Source organism: Haloprofundus halophilus (assembly GCF_003439925.1).
GTDB lineage: Archaea > Halobacteriota > Halobacteria > Halobacteriales > Haloferacaceae > Haloprofundus > Haloprofundus halophilus.
In genome coordinates, this window is record NZ_QQRR01000001.1 from 102952 (window position 1) to 119791 (window position 16840).

A 16840-nucleotide genomic window follows, 5' to 3' on the forward strand; every position below is an offset into this window, starting at 1 on the left:
GAACCGGAGCGGTTTAGGCCTGCCGAATAGCCGACCGGACGGCGCTCACCGGAATCGACGATCGTACCACCGGGTTATATCCGGTCGACCGAGAACGCTCGGACGATGCAGTCTGCGCTCTCTCTGCTCGGGCTCGCCGCCGTCTCCACGGCCGTCGTCTGGTACGGCAGCGACCTGCTCGAATCCTCCAGCGAGCAACTCTCGGAGCACTACGGCCTCCCGCCCGCCGTCCACGGGGCCGTCGTCGTCGCCGTCGGGTCGAGCTTCCCGGAACTGGCGAGCGTGGTTCTCTCGACGGTTCTGCACGACTCGTTCGGCCTCGGCGTCGGCGCTATCGTGGGGTCGGCCATCTTCAACGTCCTCGTCATCCCGGCGGTGGCGACGCTGTTCTCGGACCGCCTCGAAGCCGACCGCAACGTGGTGTACAAGGAGGCGCAGTTCTACATGCTCTCGGTCGCCGTGTTGCTGTTGGTGTTCTCCTTCGGTGTCATCTACTCGCCGAGGCCGGTCACCGACGCCGGCGGACTCGTCACCACCGTCACGCGACCGATGGCGCTCCTGCCCATCCTGCTCTACGGGCTGTACATCTTCATCCAGTACCAGGACACCGCCGACTACGACCCGCCGTCGCCCGGTGGAACCGTCGACGTCGGCAAGCAGTGGGCGCTGCTGGCGGCGAGTCTCGTCATCGTCGTCGTCTCCGTCGAGGGGTTGGTCCACGCCGCTCGCGGCTTCGCCGACGTGTTCGGCACGCCGGAGTACCTCTGGGGTCTCACCGTCGTCGCCGCCGGGACCAGCCTCCCCGACACGCTCGTCAGCGTCCGCGCCGCCCGCGACGACCGCGGCGTGACGAGCCTCGCAAACGTCCTCGGAAGCAACATCTTCGACCTACTCGTCGCCGTTCCGGTCGGCGTTCTCATCGTGGGTACGGTCGAGTTCAACTACGGCGCGGCCGTGCCGATGATGGGCTTTCTGACGGTGGCCACCGTCGTGCTGTTCACCGCGATGCGGACCGACCTCGAACTGACCGACGGCGAAGCGACGGTGTTGCTCACGACCTACCTCTCGTTCGTCGGATGGATGGTCGCCGAGACGGCCGGGGTGACCTCGTTCGTCCCCGGGGTCTAGCTGTCGACGTTCGGAATTTCGAACACGCGACGCTTCGACTCGCTATCTCTCGTCGCCGAGCACCGCGTGGAGTTCGTCGTACACGCCGTGCTGGTTCGTTCCGTCCCACTGGTTCGAGGCGGGCCAGAGGTCGTAGCCGTCGCCGTCTCGACGCGGCGCGAGGTGGATGTGGAAATGGGGCACCGACTGCTGGGCGGCCTCGCCGCTGGCGTGTAGTAGGTTGACGCCGTCGTAACCGGCCGTCTGCAGGCGATGCGAGACGTCCCGAGCGTGCTCCGTGACGTCCGAGAGCACTTCCTCTGGCACGTCGAAGAGACTCCGATAGTGGTCTCGGGTGACGACGAGCACGTGTCCCGGCGTCTCCGGCGTTCGAGGGACGACGACGAGCGACTCGGAGCGTTCGTCGAGGACGACTCCGGGAGCGTCGCCGTCGACGACCGCACAGAACGGGCAGGGCATCGCCGCAACGATTCGGAGCAGAGTAATTGAGCGTTACGACAGTCGGTTCTCGACGAACTCGGCGAGGTCGCGGAGTTCGTCCTGACCGACGCCGTGACCCACTCGGTACACCGAGAACGAGACGTCCGCGCCGAGTTCTTTCAGGCGCTCTGCGGCCGCCTCGGCGCGCGCCGCGGGGATTATCTGGTCGGCGCTTCCCGCCCCGACGAACACCGGCTTTCCGGTGAGTCCGGACGGTTCGAGCTCCGCGTGCGACTCCGCGAGGTAGCCGTGCAGCGCGACGACCCACGCGAATCGCTCGGGGTTCTCCAAGAGGAGCGCGAGACTCGTGATGGACCCCTGGCTGAAGCCGAGCAGTCCGAGGTTCCCCGCGTCGAGGTCGTACGCCTCGACCGCGGCGTCGACGCTCTCCGATACGAGGTCGAGGCTCCGGCGGAACTCCTCTGCGTGCGGTTGGCTCTGGTGGAGGCCGCCCCCGGACATGTCGAGTTCGTACCACGTGTACCCGCCCATCAACCGGTCGGGTGCCCGGAGGCTGACGACGTGTAGCGTGTCGGGCAACTGCTGGGCGACGGGAAGCAGGTCCTCTTCGTCGGCACCCCGTCCGTGGAGAACGAAGACGGCGGGCGCGGGGCCGTCGCTCGATACGGCGGGTTCGACGTGTACGTGTTCCAGTGGCAGGTCGGCCATCGGCCCCACGTATGGCCTCGTCGGTCTTTAAACGGGGAGTGACGCCGACGTAACCGGTACCGTTCGCCGTGCGTCTCGGGACGTTAGTTGACGCCGAGGACTCGCCCGCAGTTCTTGCAGCGCCAGAGGTCTCTGGTCCCCGCGCCGAGAATCACGCGCGGCGGGTCGACCGCGTCGTCGAGTTCGAGTTCGGCGACTTCGTGGTCGTGTTCGAGGTCGTCGGTCGTTTCGATATCGGCTTCGCAGTCGGGGCATCGAACCGGTTCCGCGGACATACACCGACTACGACACGCAGACGCATGATTACCACGGTGCGGCGTCCCCCCGACGACACGCCGACGGTGACTGTGTCGAGGTCTCGGGGCGGCGGCACATCCGAAACCGACCGAGGTCGTTCTCCGATACGTGCCCGAGGTACCCGCGACGGGGCGACCCGCACACGCTCGCTCCGGCGACTCGACGAACGGCCGCGGAACTCCCGCGGTGTCGACTTCTCGTCCGCCGAGCGACGTCGAAGCCGCTACGCGGCGAATCCCAGAAACGCCGAGGTTAAACGTCCCGACGCGCAAGAGAGGCCAATGAGCCAGGACGCCTACTCCGAGGGGGACCTCAGGAACACGGGCATGGCCCTCCGCCACGACCGCGAGTGGGACTACGAACTCGAACGCATCATCGACGAGATCGAGGAGCGCGACGCGACGAAAGTCGGCCTGCAGTTCCCCGAAGGTCTCAAGCGCCGCGGCCCGGCCGTCGCCGACGACCTCCGAGAGCTCTGCGACGACGACGTGACGTTTCTGCTCTCGGGGCAGCCGTGTTACGGCGCGTGCGACCTCGACACCTACCTGATGCGCCGGACCGACGTGTTCGTCCACTTCGGCCACTCGCCGATGAAGGAGTCGGACAAGATAATCTACGTTCCCCTCTTCTCGAACGTCGACCCCTTCCCCATCATGGAGGAGTCGCTGGAGGAACTCGACGACCCCGAGGAGAACCCCGACGTCGGCCTCGTGACGACGGCCCAGCACATGAACCTCTTCGAGGACATGTGCGAGTGGCTCGAGGAGCGCGGCTTCGAGGTCCACACCCGCCGCGGCGACGACCGACTCACCCACGAGGGGCAGGTGCTCGGCTGCAACTACGCCTCCGCGGACATCGACGCCGACCAGGTGTTGTACGTCGGCGGCGGGAAGTTCCACCCGCTCGGCCTGGCGATGGAACACCCCGACAAGAACGTCGTCATCGCTGACCCCGTCAACAACGTCGTCACTATCGCGGACACGGAGAAGTTCCTCAAGCAGCGCTACGGCGCGGTCCACCGCGCGATGGACGCCGACAAGTGGGGCGTCATCTTCTGCACCAAAATCGGGCAGGGTCGCTGGGAGAAAGCCCAGGAGATAGTCGAGAACAACGAGAACGCCTACCTCATCACGATGGACGAAGTCACGCCGGACCGCCTGCGCAACTTCAACATGGACGCGTTCGTCAACACCGGCTGTCCGCGCATCACCACCGACGACGGCCCGCGCTTCCACAAGCCGATGCTGACCCCCGGCGAGTACGAAATCGCCGTCGGCAACGAACCGCTCGAAAATCTGGAGTTCGACACGTTCCACGGCACGTGGTGAGGTCGGCGTAGTCGTCGCCGGCGGTCGTCTCTCCACAATCTTTTCACGTATCTGCTCTGTCCCTCCGCTATGGTCTCCAAACGCGTTCTCCGAGTCGCGGGGTCGGCCACCGTCACGCTCGTCGCGCTGGCGGGCGTCGTCGCCGCACAGCAAGTGCCCTCGCCCCCGAGTACGCCCCGGTTTTCGCCGCTCGTCGCCGTCGGCGGGTCGTTCGTTTTCAACCTTCTCGTCGGCGGCCTCCTCGTCGTCTTCGTACCGGACTACCTCCGGCGGACCTCCGCCCGCTTCCGCGACGACCCCGCCTCGACGTTCCTCTGGGGCCTTCTCGCGTTCGTCGTTCTGGTAGTCGGTTCCGTCCTCATCATCACGATGGTCGTCACGATTCCCGCGATGCTGGTGTTCGGTATCGTCGGGAACATCATCGCTTGCGTGGGTATCGGGATGGCCATCGTAGGCGGTGGCGTCGACGACAGTCTACTCAAGCCGCTCGTCGTCGGCCTCCTCGTCGTCACGCTCGTCAGCCAGATTCCGATTCTCGGTCTCGTGGTGAACTTCGTCATCGGAATGATGGGTGCTGGTGCGATGGTCAACGAGTTCCGCGACGGTCGCTGAAGGCGAGTACCGAGCGACGCCGGCACTCAACCCCAAAACATTTCATGGCGTTGTTCATTCTCACTGGTATGGTCTCCAAACGCACTCTCCGCGTCGCGGGGTCGGCCACCGTCGCGCTCGCCGCGTTGGCGGGCGTCGCCGCCGCCCAGCAACCGCCCTCGACTCCCAGCCCGCCGCAAATCTCGCCGATTCTGACTTTCGTCGCCTCGTTAGCACTCAACCTCGTCATCGGCGGCATCGTCGTCGCCGTCGCGCCGGACTACCTCCGACGGACCTCCGCCCGAGTCCGCGACGACCCCGTCTCGTCGTTCATCTGGGGACTTATCGCGTTCATCGGACTGCTGGTCGCCTCCATCCTCATCATCACGATGATCGTCACGATTCCCGCACTGCTGGTCCTCGGTATCGTCGGGAACGTCATCGTGGCTGTGACCCTCGGGATGCTCGTCGCGGGCGGCGCAGTCGACGACAGCCTGTTCAAGGCACTGGTTGTCGGCGTCATCATCGTCTCGCTCATCGGCCTCGTCCCGATTCTGGGCGGCCTCGTGAACTTCGTCCTCGGGATGATCGGCGGCGGCGCGGTGGTCAACGAGTTCCGCGACGGTCGGTGAAATACCGAAGAAACAGCTTTACCCCCGGCCGCTCGTAGCGGAGGGCATGCCGACGAACCGGTTGACGATCTCGCTCGACGACGAGGCGGAGGCGGCGCTCGGCGACCTGGTCGGTCGGACCGACACGTCGCGAAGCGAGGTCGTCCGCCGAGCGCTGACGTTCTACGCCGCGAACTTCGAGGCGGCGACCGCCGACGCCGGGCCCAATCTCGAAGCGTACCACCAGATGCTCTCGTCGGGCGAACACGTCCTGCTGGACGTGGACTTCCTGCACTGCTTTCTCGACCACGTCGAAGCCGAGGACGGCACGCCCGACCCGGAGTTCCTCGCGGCCGCCAACCGCGTCGCCGACTACCACGCCCACGAGTACGAACGGCGCTTCGACTCGCTCGGCGAGCTGCTCGACTGGCTCTCGTTCTGCGGCTTCCTCACGGTTCGGCGGACCGAAGGCGGCACGGAGCGTCGCACCTACCACGTCGTCTTTCCCTCCGAATCGGTCAAGTGGTTCATGCTCGGGTTCATCGACCGCTCCACCACCAACCTCTCGTTCGACCTCACCATCAACGAGGGCGTGTCGAAGGTGTTGTTGACCGAGACGCGGGGTTCCGGCGGCTGAGCGACGCGACGGCTGTCGAGACTGCACGGTCGTTCATACCTGTTCACACGGGCCGCGTATTCGGTGTTCACCGGTCTCAACAACCCTTTTGCCGTGAGCGAGAAGTGTGTGAATACAGCACATATGTCACTCGTAGACAGACTGAAAACCATCGGTCCCGGTGCGATGGTCGCCGCGGCGTTCATCGGCCCCGGGACGGTAACGACCGCGAGCGTCACCGGCGCGGAGTTCGGCTACGCGCTCGTCTGGACTATCCTCTTTTCCATCGTCGCGACGATCGTCCTCCAGGAGATGAGCGCCCGACTGGGGCTCGTCTCTCGCGAGGGACTCGGCGAGGCGTTGCGTAACCAGTTCGACAACGAGGTCGCGAAGTGGGCCACCATCGTCCTCGTCGTCTCGGCCATCGGCATCGGTACCGCCGCCTACGAAGCTGGGAATATTCTCGGCGGCGCGGCGGGGCTGGAGACGATAACCGGCGTGAGCGCGACGTGGTGGGGCATCCTGATAGGCCTCGTCGCCGGCGCGCTGCTCTACACGGGGAAGTACGAACTCATCGAGCGGGTGCTCGTCGGGCTCGTCGCGTTGATGGCGTTCTCGTTTCTCGCCTCGGCGGTGCTCATCGGCCCCGACCTCGGCGCGCTCGCGCTCGGGTTCGTCCCGGCGGTCCCCGAGGGGTCGCTGTTTCTCATCACCGGGCTCATCGGGACGACGGTCGTCGGCTACAACCTCTTTCTGCACGCGAGCAACGTCCAAGAGCGGTGGGCCGGCCCCGCTGAACTCGCCGAGTGCCGGACCGACACGGTGCTCTCCATCGTCGTCGGCGGCGTCATCACCATCGCCATCCTCGTGACGGCCGCCGCCGCGTTCCCCGTCGGCACCGAAATCACCGACGTCGGCCGGATGGCCGAACAGCTCCGACCCATCGCCGGCCCGTACGCGACGCTCTTTTTCAGCATCGGCCTGTTCGCCGCTGGGTTCACGAGCGCGACGACCGCCCCGCTCGCGGGCGCCTACGCCACCGCGGGAGCGCTCGGCTGGGAGTCGGACCTCTCGGACACCAAGTTCCGCGCGGTCTGGGCGGTTATCCTCGCTGTCGGCGTCTCGGCGGTGCTGCTCGGCGGGAGTCCGGTCGAGATCATCGTCTTCGCGCAGGTCGTTAACGGAATCTTACTCCCTATCGTCGCCATCTTCCTCATCGTCGCGATGAACTCGGACACACTCCTCGGCGAGTACACGAACGGCACGGAACAGAACGTCCTCGGTGGTATCGTCACCGCCATCGTCGTCTGGCTCGGTATCCGAACGCTGCTCGAAGTCGCGGGGGTGCTCTGAGTGCCCTCGCACGTCGGCGTCGACGTGGGCGGCACGTTCACCGACGTCGTCCTCCTGACCGACGACGGGTCGCTCGTCACCGCGAAAGTTCCCAGCACCGACGACCAGAGCGTCGGCGTGATGGCGGGCATCGAGAAAGCCTGTGCGGAGGCCGACCTCGACCCCGCGGCGCTCGACGTGTTCTCGCACGCGATGACCGTCTCGGTCAACGCGCTGCTCGAATCGAACGGTGCAAAGACGGCGCTCGTCACCACCGAGGGCTTCCGCGACGTGCTCGAAATCAGACGCCAAAACCGTCCGAGCCTCTACGACCTCGACGCCGAACTCCCCGACCCGCTCGTCCCCCGTCGTCGCCGTTTCGAGGTCGACGAGCGCGCGACCGCCGACGGGGTCGAACGCGCCGTCGACGCCGACGAAATCCGCGACCTCGCCGGTGACATCGAGGCCGCGGGAGCCGAGAGCGTCGCCGTCTCGCTCCTTCACGCGTACGCGCACCCGGAGAACGAGCAGGCCGTCGCCGACGTACTCCGCGAGGAACTCGACGTCCCGATTTCGGTCTCCCACGAGGTGCTCGCGGAGTTCCGCGAGTACGAGCGAACCTCGACGACCGTCGTCGACGCCTACGTCACACCGGCCATCGACGCCTACGTCGGCCGTCTCGAAGAGCGCGCGAGCGACGCCGGCGTCCCGACGCCGCGAATCATGCAGTCGAACGGCGGCATCGCGTCGGCCGAGACGGTGCGAAAGCACGCGGTGACGACGGCGCTCTCCGGACCCGCCGCGGGCGTCGTCGGCGCGGGGGCGACCGTCGAAGCGGCCGAGTCGCTGCGCGGCCTCGTCACCTTCGACATGGGCGGCACCTCCAGCGACGTGAGCCTCGTCCGCGACGGCGAGGTCGAACGGACCACCGACGCCGAGATAAACGGCCACCCCATCCGCGTGCCGATGGTCGACGTGCACACCGTCGGCGCGGGCGGCGGGAGCGTCGCGTGGGTCGACGCCGGCGGCGCGCTCCGTGTCGGCCCCGAGTCGGCGGGCGCGAACCCCGGACCGGCCTCGTACGGTCGCGGCGGCGAGAAGCCGACCGTCACCGACGCGAACGTCGTGCTCGGCTACATCGGCGGGGACACCGCCCTCGGCGGCGAACTCTCGCTCGACGTCGACGCCGCCCGCGACGCGCTCTCCGCCCTCGCCGACGACGCCGACCTGCCCGACGCGCTCGCCGCCGCGCGGGGCGTCTACCGCGTCGCCAACGCGAACATGACTCGCGCCATCCGAACTATCACCGTCGAACGCGGCCACGACCCCCGGCAGTTCGCGCTCGCCGCCTTCGGCGGTGCGGGGCCGATGCACGCGGCCGCGCTCGCCGACGAGTTGGGCGTCGAAACGGTCGTCGTCCCGCGCGCCTGCGGCGTGCTCTCGGCGTACGGGCTCCTCGCGGCCGACGAGAAACACGACTCGGTCCGGACCGTCCGGACCTCGCTTGCCGACGTGGACCCCGACCACGTCGAATCGGCGTACGACGACCTCCGCGCCGACGTGTTGGCCGACGTCTCCGCGCCCGACGCCGCGAGTATCGACCGCGTCGCCGACCTCCGCTACGTCGGCCAGAGCTTCGAGCTCTCCGTCCCCGTCGGCGACGAGTTCGACGCCGAGGCGGTCGCCGAACGCTTCACCGCGGCGCACGAGGAGGCGTACGGCTACACGCTCTCGGACCCCGTCGAACTCGTCAACCTCCGGCTGACGGCGACGGTCGAACGCGACCCGCTGTCGGTCGATTACGAGGGTGCGGGCGACCCGGTTCGCGGGACGCGAGAGGCGTTCTTCGGACTCGACGGCGGTGGCGAGTTCTCCGAGACGACCGTCTACGACCGCGAGGCGCTCGGCGTCGGTGCGACGTTCGACGGCCCCGCGATTCTCGAACAGGACGAGAGCACCGCCGTCGTCCCGCCCGGGTGGTCCGGCGAGGTCGAGGCCGACGGCACCGTCGTCCTGACGAAGGGAGGTGAGGGTCTGTGAGCTCTCCCGACGCCGAAATCGACGCGGTGACGCTCGAAATCCTTCGCAACCAGTTGGAGGGCGTCGCCGAGGAGATGGGACAGGTGCTCATCACCTCGGCGTACTCGCCGAACATCAAGGAGCGCCGCGACTGCTCGACGGCGCTGTTCGACGCCGAGGGACGACTCGTCGCGCAGGCCGAGCACATCCCGGTCCACCTCGGCGCGATGCCCGCCTCGGTCGCGACCATCCTCGACCGAAATCCGAAACCGGGCGACGTGTTCGTCCTCAACGACCCGTTCGAGGGCGGCACGCACCTGCCGGACGTGACGATGGTCTCGCCGGTCGCCGTCGACGGCGAGATTCTCGGCTACGCCGTCTCGCGCGCCCACCACGCCGACGTGGGCGGGATGACGCCCGGGAGCATGCCCGCCGGCGCGCGCGAAATCTTCCAGGAGGGCCTCCGCCTGCCGCCCGTCCGACTCGTCTCCGAGGGCGAGGTCGTCGACGACGTGATGAGCCTCCTCTTGGCGAACGTCCGCAGTCCGAGCGAGCGCCGCGCGGACTTCCGCGCGCAGATCGCCGCCAACGACCGCGCGCAGTCCCGCATCTCCGACCTCGCCTCCGAGCACGGCCGCGAACGCCTCCTCGCCGCCTTCGGCGCGGTCATCGATTACTCCCGCCAGCGCATCACGAGCGAACTCGCCGACCTCCCCAACGGTACGTACCGCGCCGTCGACGCGATGGAGGGCGACGGAATCACCGACGACGACGTGCCAATCGAAGTCGAAGTCGAGATAGAGGGAAGCGAGGTTCGCGTCGACTTCTCGGGCACCGCCGACCAGGTCGCGGGCAACGTCAACGCGCCGCTCGCGGTCGCAAAGAGCGCGGTCTACTTCGTCGTCCGCGCGGTGACCGACCCGGACATCCCACCGAACCAGGGCTGTTACGACCCCATCTCGGTCACCGCGCCCGAGGGCTCGCTGCTGAACCCCGTGCCGCCCGCGGCCGTCGTCGGCGGCAACGTCGAAACCAGTCAGCGCGTCACCGACGTAGTCCTCACTGCGCTCGCCGACGCCGCCCCCGACCGCGTCCCCGCGCAGGGACAGGGCACGATGAACAACCTCATCCTCGGCAACCGCGAGGCCGGCGGGTTCACCTACTACGAGACTATCGCGGGCGGGTTCGGCGCGCGTCCGACGAAGGACGGGATGGACGGCGTCCAGGTCGGGATGACGAACACGCTGAACACGCCGGTCGAGGCGATGGAGGCCGAGTACCCGCTCCGGGTCGAACGCTACGCGCTCCGGCCCGACAGCGGCGGCGACGGCCAGTTCCGCGGCGGCCTCGGCGTCGAACGCGCCGTCACCGTCGGCGTCGACGCCACCGTCTCGCTTCTGACCGAGCGCCGACGCACCGCTCCGGCGGGCGTCGCCGGCGGGAGACCGGGCGCGGTCGGCGAGAACCTCGTCGATGGCGAGGCCGTCCCGGCGAAGACGACCCGGGAGATTTCCGCGGGGACGACGGTCACCGTCCGCACGCCGGGCGGCGGCGGCTACGGCGACCCCGACGACCGCGACCCAGAGGCCCGAGAGCGCGACCGAACGGACGAGAAAACGAGCGAGTAGCCCGCGGACGGGCGACCCCCGAACCCTCGCTCACTGGACGTGTTCGTCTTCGAACTCCGACTGGTGTTCGACGCTGCAGAAGTAGTACGTCTCGCCCTGGTAGTGGCCCTGCGTGGGCGGGTTGTGCTCGTCGATCAGCGACTCGCAGATTGGACACATCGCCATGGTTCGTTCGAACCGACTGCCGCCACGTCCCTCGTTCGTCCGCTTGTATTCTCCACGTCGGAAGCCAACCGTTCGCGGTCCCGACGTTCGAACGTGTCCCGCGCGCCACCCGACAACGACCAACCGAGCGACGAGGAGAATCAGATTTCCCGACAGCGAAACTTCACCCCGGACGCGGAGATGGGACTCGTCGGCGGCATCATCGGCGTGCTCATCGCCGTGCTGACGTTCCCGTTACTGCCGTTCTACCTACTGTTCAGAGTCGTCGACTCGCTCGTCGGCGACGACGAGACGAACCAACCTGACTGACCGGCCCCGACTCAGACGTCCGGCGTCTCCATCACGTCGGGGACGCCGCGGGCGGTGACGGTCTCGCCGACGACGTACGAGGAGGCGGGCGCGGCCAAAAATTGTGCAATGTCAGCAATTTCCTCGCTGAGGCCGATACGTCGCTTCACCTCGTCGCGCTCGATGTCGTCGCCGGAGACGCCCATCTGGCTCTCGACGCCGGGCGTGGCGACGAACCCGGGGGCGATGCAGTTGACGCGCACGTCGTGGTCGGCCCACTCGTACGCCAGCGAGGTGGTGAGGTTGATGACGCCCGCCTTCGCCGCGCCGTAGTGGCTCATGTACGGCGACCCCTGCTGTCCGGCGACGCTGGCGAGGTTGACGACGCTGCCGCCGCCGTTCTCGCGCATGTGCTCGCCGGCGACCTGCGTGCAGTGGAACGTCCCGGTGAGGTTGATGTCGACGATGGTGTTCCAGCCGTTCGGCGAGATGTCCTCGAACGAGGACATGAACGACGCGCCCGCGTTGTTGACGAGCGTGTCGACGCCGCCGAACTCCTCGACGGTCGCCTCCACGAGCGCTTCGACGGCGTCGCGGTCGGTGACGTCGCACTCGACGGCCAGCGCGTTACCGCCCGATTCGCGGATTCCCTCTGCGACCGGTTCGACGTTGCCCTGCTCGCGCGAGCAGACGACGACGCTCGCGCCGTCGTCGGCGAACTCCTCGGCGATTGCCTTCCCGATGCCGCTCGACGCCCCGGTGACGATGGCGGTCTGTCCGGCGACGCTGAACCTGTCCGTAGACATGACAGAACCCACGGCTGCCGGATTGATAAAGGTGACAGCGTGGCCGTCACTCCACCCGGGAGTCTCCGACCGGAGCCACGCGCTCCCGGGCCGACCAACTTTCTTGCGATAACTCGTGGTACGTCCCTCACCCATGACAGAACCGGACGTGAGCGACGGCGGATTGTCCCAACTCGGCGACCGTTCAGCGCTCCAGAGAGCGCACGACTGGGTTCTCCTCCGCGGGAACAGAGTCACGCTCTCGGCGCTCGTGTTGGCCATTCTGTTCTCGGTGGTGTATCTCTTCGTCGCGGTCGGACTGGTGCAGTTCGACCAGTTCCAACCGGTCTACTACGTCTTCGGCGGGTTGATCAGCGGGAACCTCACGCTCGTCACCGTCGTCGTCTCTATCAACCAACTGCTGCTCTCGCGGACGCTCCGGACGCCGGGCGAACTGGAGTCCCAGATAGAGAACACGGAGGGGTTCAAACACCGCGTGGAGAACGCGGCCGGCCGTGTCGCTCCCGTCCGTCCGACGGCGTTTCTCGACCTACTGATGGAGAACACGCGGCGGGAAGCCCAGCGCCTCGGCGGCCTCACGATCGGCCCGGGAAACGATGACGCGTGGGAGGAGATCGACGACCTCGTTGCGTCCGTGACGAGACACGTCGACTCGGTCGTCGAACTCATCGAAAACACCGACGACAGTCCGTTCCGCGCGCTCTCGGCGACCCTGACCACGAACTACGCCGAACAGATCTACCGGGCGCGGGCGATTCGAGAGCAGCGCGACCTCACCGACGAGACCGACGCGGCGCTGGACCGCCTCGTCGACAGGCTCGAAGACGTCGACGTCGCGCGCCAGTACTTCAAGACCGTCTACCTGCAGGACGAACTCTCGTCGCTGTCGCGGATGCTCCTCTACGTCGGCGTCCCGGCGGAGGCGCTCTGTATCCTCGTTCTGTTGTCGTTGACGACGACGCCGAGCGCCATCCCACCGCTCGCCAGAGACGTCGTACTCCCGGGCATCGCCGTCGTCGGTCTCGCCCCGCTCGCGGTTCTGTTCTCGTACATCACCCGGACGGCGACGGTCACCCAACGGACCTCCGCGATGATCCCGTTCACGACGCCCGGACAGGAGGAATGACTCCACTGAGGACTGGCGGGTCTGGTCCACGGCTCGAACGCGGCCGCTCGACACCCCACTTCACTTGTTCACGGTCCGACCCGCTCGACACCCCACTTCACTCGTTCACGGTCCGACCCGCTCGACGGCGCGGACGAGCGCGGTGAGTCGGTCGGTCGGTCACGGTGGTCACTTCGAGGCGACACGAACAGAAGGTAGCCGGACGCCGGACGCGGCGAGAGGGCTTGTATTTGCCGCCCCGTCGTTTACACGCGCGGCGGCCGTCTCTTCCACGATGGCAGACGAACTCGCCGACACGACCGTCGCGCTCTTCGTCGCACAGCGAGGTACCGAACAGGTCGAGTTCACCGAGCCTAAGGGGGCCGTCGAAGACGCCGGGGCCACCGTCGACGTCGTCAGCAGCGGGACCGAGGAGGCCGAAACCGTCAACGACGACCTCGACGCGGGAGAGAGCTTCGAGGTGGACGCGACGTTCTCCGACGTCTCCGCCGAGGAGTAAGACGCGCTCGTCGTCCCCGGCGGCTGCGTCGGGGCGGACCGACTCCGCGCCGACGACGACGCGGTGACGTTCGTCCGCGAGATGTTCGACGCGGACAAGCCGATAGGCGTCATCTGTCACGGCCCGTGGACGCTCGTCGAAGCAGGTGTGGCGGACGGACTGACGCTCACCTCCTATCACAGCCTCCGAACCGACATCCGAAACGCCGGCGGCGAGTGGGTCGACGAGGAAGTCGTCGTCGACGCGGGCGTCGTCACCAGCCGGAACCCCGGCGATTTGGACGCGTTCTGCGAGAAAATCGTCGAGGAGTTCGAAGAAGGACGACACGAACGCGAGTGACACAGACGTAACGTCGTCGCCGCCGAAACCCGCGCAGCTCTCCGTCTCTCGAGCGAGGTGATGGACGACCGGGGCAATCGCCGTCTCAGCTCTCGGCCGGGGGCGAGGGGACGGGTTCGTCGTCGTACTTCTCGTTGAACTCGCCGATGAGCTGTCCCATCTTCGCGTACCAGTCGTTGAGCATCCGCTGCATCTCCTGTGCGATTTCGTCGGCGTTGCGCGGCCGGTAGACGTGGTAGTAGCCGCCCTGTTCGTAGTTCACTTGCTCCTTCTGGAGAAAGCCCGCCTGCAGCAACCGCTGGACCGAACGGTACGCCGTCGACCGCTCGCGGTCGATTTCGTCGGCGATTTCGTCGACCGTGAGGGGGTCTTCGGTCCCGTTCAGCAGTCGGAAGACGTCCTTGTCGATCTCCTTGAGGTCGTGGAAACACTCCAGCAGTCCCTCGCACTGCATGTCCTGCCGGAGCATCTCGCCCATCGAATTCGCCATCGCTTGGCGGCGCTAGGCGACGCTCGCTCAAAACCGTTTGCATCACCGGTGCAATACTGACTCGAAGCGGAGATTCGCCGGAACCGTCCCGACGGCGTCCCGGGGTGAAGGGACTCGGAGGCAGCGATGCGGGGATACGCGCCGGTGTGCCCGGCTGTCGCCGATTTCCGACGCTGCGTGAACTCGGCTCGTCTCACCGCCGACCACGAACTTCGTACAGCGAAATACAGTTTACAAGGTACCAGACAGACGCAGCGGTTTCGGGAACCCGGCGACGAGAGCGGTCGAACGCCTCGAAACTGCGTCCTCACGTCGGCCGCGACACACAGTTATTCATGCTTCGGGTGCGCGTGTACTCCCATGACACGCGAGGGCGACTACTTCACCCGTCTCGTCGACCCCGAACGCCTCCGCGAGTACCTCGCCGCGGAACTCGGTCCCGTCGCCGACGACGAGTACGCCGTCGACCACCACCAGGAAGGCCACTCCAACGAGACGCTGTTCGTCACGTGGGGGAACCGAGAACTCGTGATTCGTCGCCCGCCGCCGGGGGAGACGGCGTCCAGCGCCCACGACGTCCTCCGGGAGTATCGAGTGATGGACGCACTGCAGGGCACCGACGTCCCGCTGGCGCCGACGGTTCTCGCCTGCGACGACCACGACGTGCTCGGCAGCGACTTCTACGTGATGGAGCGGATCGACGGCGACGTGCTCCGCGAGGCCGAACCCGAGCGGTTCGCCGCTGCCGCCCACCGCGAACGAATCGGGACGGAACTCGTCGACACCCTCTCGACGATTCACGCTGTCGACCCCGACTCCGTCGGCCTCGGCGAGTTCGGGTACCCCGACGGTTTCACCGAACGCCAGGTCGAGCGGTGGTCCGAACAGTTGACGTGGGCCTTTTCGAGAACGACAGAGGAGCGCGAAGTACCGGTACTGTACGACGTGATGTCGTGGCTCACCGACAACGTCCCCGAAGCGTACCCACACACGCTCGTCCACGGCGACTACAAACTCGACAACGTGATGTACGCGCCCGGAACGCCGCCCGAAATCGACGCCGTCTTCGACTGGGAGCTGTCGACGCTCGGCGACCCGCGAACCGACGTGGGGTGGATGCTCTCGTACTGGCGCGACGCCGACGACCCCGAACCCGCGGTTCCGGACCTGACGACGACGTTCATGGAACATCCGGAGTATCCGACTCGCCGCGAACTCGTCTCGCGGTGGGAAGAGCAGACCGGTTTCGAGTACGAACACGACCGCTTCTACCGGACGCTCGCGGTGTACAAACTCGCGGCGCTCGGCGAGATGTTCTTCCGGCGGTACCTGGAGGGCAACTCCGACGACGACCTCTACCCGCAGATGGAGACGCAGGTACCCGCGCTCGGCGACCGAGCGATGCGCATCATCGAGGGCGACGAACCGCTCTGAAGAGTCCACAACACTTAGCCCGTCGGCCGTGGATGGAGAGGTATGACCGGTAGTGACTGGGGTGATTGGCTGCCGCGCGCCGTCGCGACGGCCGAACCCGAGACTGTCGCCGTCTGGTATCTCGGCTGTAACGGCTTCGTCATCAAGGGGAACCGCGGGACGACGCTGCTCGTCGACCCGTATCTCGGCGTCGGCGACCCGCCGCGGACGGTCCGGATGATTCCGGTCCCGTTCAACCCCGAAGACGTCGAAGAAGCGGACGCGATTCTCGCGACCCACGAGCACACCGACCACGTCCACGGTCCGAGCCAAGCGCCGATTCTCGAACACACGGGAGCACAGTTTTACGCGCCCGACGACAGTCTCGCCGTCGCCCGCGAAGAAGAGAACTGGACGGACGTCTGGGACGTCAGCGACGACCAGTTCACCGAAGTCTCGGAGGGCGACTCCTTCGAGGTGGGCGAGTTCACGGTCCACGTCGAACTCGCCGCCGACGCCGACGCGACGCACCCGGTGAGCTACGTCGTCGAACACGACGCGGGCACCATCTTCCACGGCGGCGACACGAAACCGAGCGACGCGTTCGAGGATATCGGCGAGAAGTACGACATCGACCTCGGTATCCTCGCGTTCGGCTCGATCGGCAACATCCCCAACAAGGAGACCGGTGAGATGGTCCGCACGAAGTGGTACAGCACCGAAAACGAGATCGTCGAAGCCGCCAGCAGTCTCCAGTTCGACCGCCTGCTGCCGAGCCACTGGGACATGTGGCGCGGGATGACCGCCGACCCGACGGCGCTGCACGAACACGCCGCCAGCTACGCGTACCCGCGGGCGCTGACCATCGTCTCCATCGGCGACCGCGTCGACCTCTGAGACGCCGCTGTCGCCGCTTTTCTCCCTCTTTCTCTACTCCCGCTTTTCTCCGCTTTTCTCCGCTTTTCTCTGCTTTGCCTCGTTCCGTGCTCGTCCGTCTGCACTCGCGTCGCGGCCG

18 protein-coding genes and 1 pseudogene are annotated in these 16840 nt (G+C 66.9%); 13 read left to right on the forward strand and 6 right to left on the reverse strand.

What is annotated here, in order from left to right; genetic code table 11:
* The first annotated feature begins 105 nt into the window (after window positions 1–105).
* On the forward strand, window positions 106–1128 hold the full coding sequence (locus tag DV709_RS00510; protein ID WP_117591028.1) for a sodium:calcium antiporter: 1023 nt from the start codon (window positions 106–108) through the stop codon (window positions 1126–1128).
* Between the two features lie 42 nt (window positions 1129–1170).
* Here DV709_RS00510 and DV709_RS00515 read toward each other — a convergent pair whose 3' ends face one another.
* The 3 genes from DV709_RS00515 to DV709_RS00525 all read right to left on the reverse strand — a co-directional run bounded on the left by DV709_RS00515 (window position 1171) and on the right by DV709_RS00525 (window position 2552).
* Window positions 1171–1587 (reverse strand): HIT family protein, encoded by a 417-nt coding sequence (locus tag DV709_RS00515; RefSeq protein ID WP_117591029.1) that lies wholly within the window; start codon window positions 1585–1587, stop codon window positions 1171–1173.
* 33 nt (window positions 1588–1620) lie between these two features.
* Complete coding sequence (locus DV709_RS00520; protein ID WP_117591030.1) at window positions 1621–2277, reverse strand: alpha/beta hydrolase; 657 nt, start codon at window positions 2275–2277, stop codon at window positions 1621–1623.
* 83 nt (window positions 2278–2360) lie between these two features.
* On the reverse strand, window positions 2361–2552 hold the full coding sequence (locus DV709_RS00525; protein ID WP_117591031.1) for a hypothetical protein: 192 nt from the start codon (window positions 2550–2552) through the stop codon (window positions 2361–2363).
* A 303-nt stretch (window positions 2553–2855) separates the two neighbouring features.
* Here DV709_RS00525 and dph2 point away from each other — a divergent pair, with 303 nt between their 5' ends.
* The 7 genes from dph2 to DV709_RS00560 all read left to right on the forward strand — a co-directional run bounded on the left by dph2 (window position 2856) and on the right by DV709_RS00560 (window position 10699).
* Complete coding sequence (gene dph2, locus DV709_RS00530) at window positions 2856–3902, forward strand: diphthamide biosynthesis enzyme Dph2 (RefSeq protein WP_117591032.1); 1047 nt, start codon at window positions 2856–2858, stop codon at window positions 3900–3902.
* Between the two features lie 69 nt (window positions 3903–3971).
* A complete protein-coding gene (locus tag DV709_RS00535) occupies window positions 3972–4514 on the forward strand; it encodes a hypothetical protein (RefSeq protein WP_117591033.1) in 543 nt (180 codons plus the stop codon).
* A 68-nt stretch (window positions 4515–4582) separates the two neighbouring features.
* A complete protein-coding gene (locus tag DV709_RS00540; RefSeq protein WP_117591034.1) occupies window positions 4583–5125 on the forward strand; it encodes a hypothetical protein in 543 nt (180 codons plus the stop codon).
* Window positions 5126–5171: 46 nt separating this feature from the next.
* Window positions 5172–5741 (forward strand): ribbon-helix-helix protein, CopG family, encoded by a 570-nt coding sequence (locus tag DV709_RS00545; protein ID WP_117591035.1) that lies wholly within the window; start codon window positions 5172–5174, stop codon window positions 5739–5741.
* 123 nt (window positions 5742–5864) lie between these two features.
* A complete protein-coding gene (locus tag DV709_RS00550) occupies window positions 5865–7073 on the forward strand; it encodes an Nramp family divalent metal transporter (protein ID WP_117591036.1) in 1209 nt (402 codons plus the stop codon).
* Complete coding sequence (locus DV709_RS00555) at window positions 7074–9092, forward strand: hydantoinase/oxoprolinase family protein (RefSeq protein ID WP_117591037.1); 2019 nt, start codon at window positions 7074–7076, stop codon at window positions 9090–9092.
* Complete coding sequence (locus DV709_RS00560) at window positions 9089–10699, forward strand: hydantoinase B/oxoprolinase family protein (protein WP_117591038.1); 1611 nt, start codon at window positions 9089–9091, stop codon at window positions 10697–10699. Before DV709_RS00555 ends, DV709_RS00560 begins: the two co-directional genes overlap by 4 nt.
* 30 nt (window positions 10700–10729) lie before the next feature.
* On the opposite strand, the gene DV709_RS18280 is transcribed toward DV709_RS00560, so the two are convergent.
* Window positions 10730–10864, reverse strand: a complete 135-nt coding sequence (locus DV709_RS18280; RefSeq protein WP_117591039.1) for a YHS domain-containing protein — start codon at window positions 10862–10864, stop codon at window positions 10730–10732.
* A 93-nt stretch (window positions 10865–10957) separates the two neighbouring features.
* Here DV709_RS18280 and DV709_RS00570 point away from each other — a divergent pair, with 93 nt between their 5' ends.
* On the forward strand, window positions 10958–11173 hold the full coding sequence (locus tag DV709_RS00570) for a hypothetical protein (RefSeq protein WP_117591040.1): 216 nt from the start codon (window positions 10958–10960) through the stop codon (window positions 11171–11173).
* An 11-nt stretch (window positions 11174–11184) separates the two neighbouring features.
* On the opposite strand, the gene DV709_RS00575 is transcribed toward DV709_RS00570, so the two are convergent.
* Window positions 11185–11958: an SDR family NAD(P)-dependent oxidoreductase gene (locus DV709_RS00575; RefSeq protein WP_117591041.1), complete on the reverse strand. Its 774-nt coding sequence runs from the start codon at window positions 11956–11958 to the stop codon at window positions 11185–11187.
* A gap of 133 nt (window positions 11959–12091) precedes the next feature.
* On the opposite strand from DV709_RS00575, the gene DV709_RS00580 reads away from it, so the two are divergent.
* Both DV709_RS00580 and DV709_RS18350 read left to right on the forward strand, forming a co-directional pair.
* On the forward strand, window positions 12092–13084 hold the full coding sequence (locus tag DV709_RS00580) for a hypothetical protein (protein ID WP_117591042.1): 993 nt from the start codon (window positions 12092–12094) through the stop codon (window positions 13082–13084).
* A gap of 274 nt (window positions 13085–13358) precedes the next feature.
* Window positions 13359–13922: pseudogene (locus DV709_RS18350) on the forward strand (type 1 glutamine amidotransferase domain-containing protein).
* Between the two features lie 85 nt (window positions 13923–14007).
* Here the strand turns inward: DV709_RS18350 and DV709_RS00590 are convergent.
* On the reverse strand, window positions 14008–14412 hold the full coding sequence (locus DV709_RS00590; protein ID WP_117591043.1) for a helix-turn-helix domain-containing protein: 405 nt from the start codon (window positions 14410–14412) through the stop codon (window positions 14008–14010).
* 360 nt (window positions 14413–14772) lie between these two features.
* On the opposite strand from DV709_RS00590, the gene DV709_RS00595 reads away from it, so the two are divergent.
* Entirely contained in the window at window positions 14773–15846 is a 1074-nt protein-coding gene (locus DV709_RS00595) for a phosphotransferase family protein (RefSeq protein WP_117591044.1), read from the forward strand.
* Window positions 15847–15888: 42 nt separating this feature from the next.
* On the forward strand, window positions 15889–16722 hold the full coding sequence (locus tag DV709_RS00600) for an MBL fold metallo-hydrolase (RefSeq protein ID WP_117591045.1): 834 nt from the start codon (window positions 15889–15891) through the stop codon (window positions 16720–16722).
* Window positions 16723–16840: the final 118 nt, after the last annotated feature.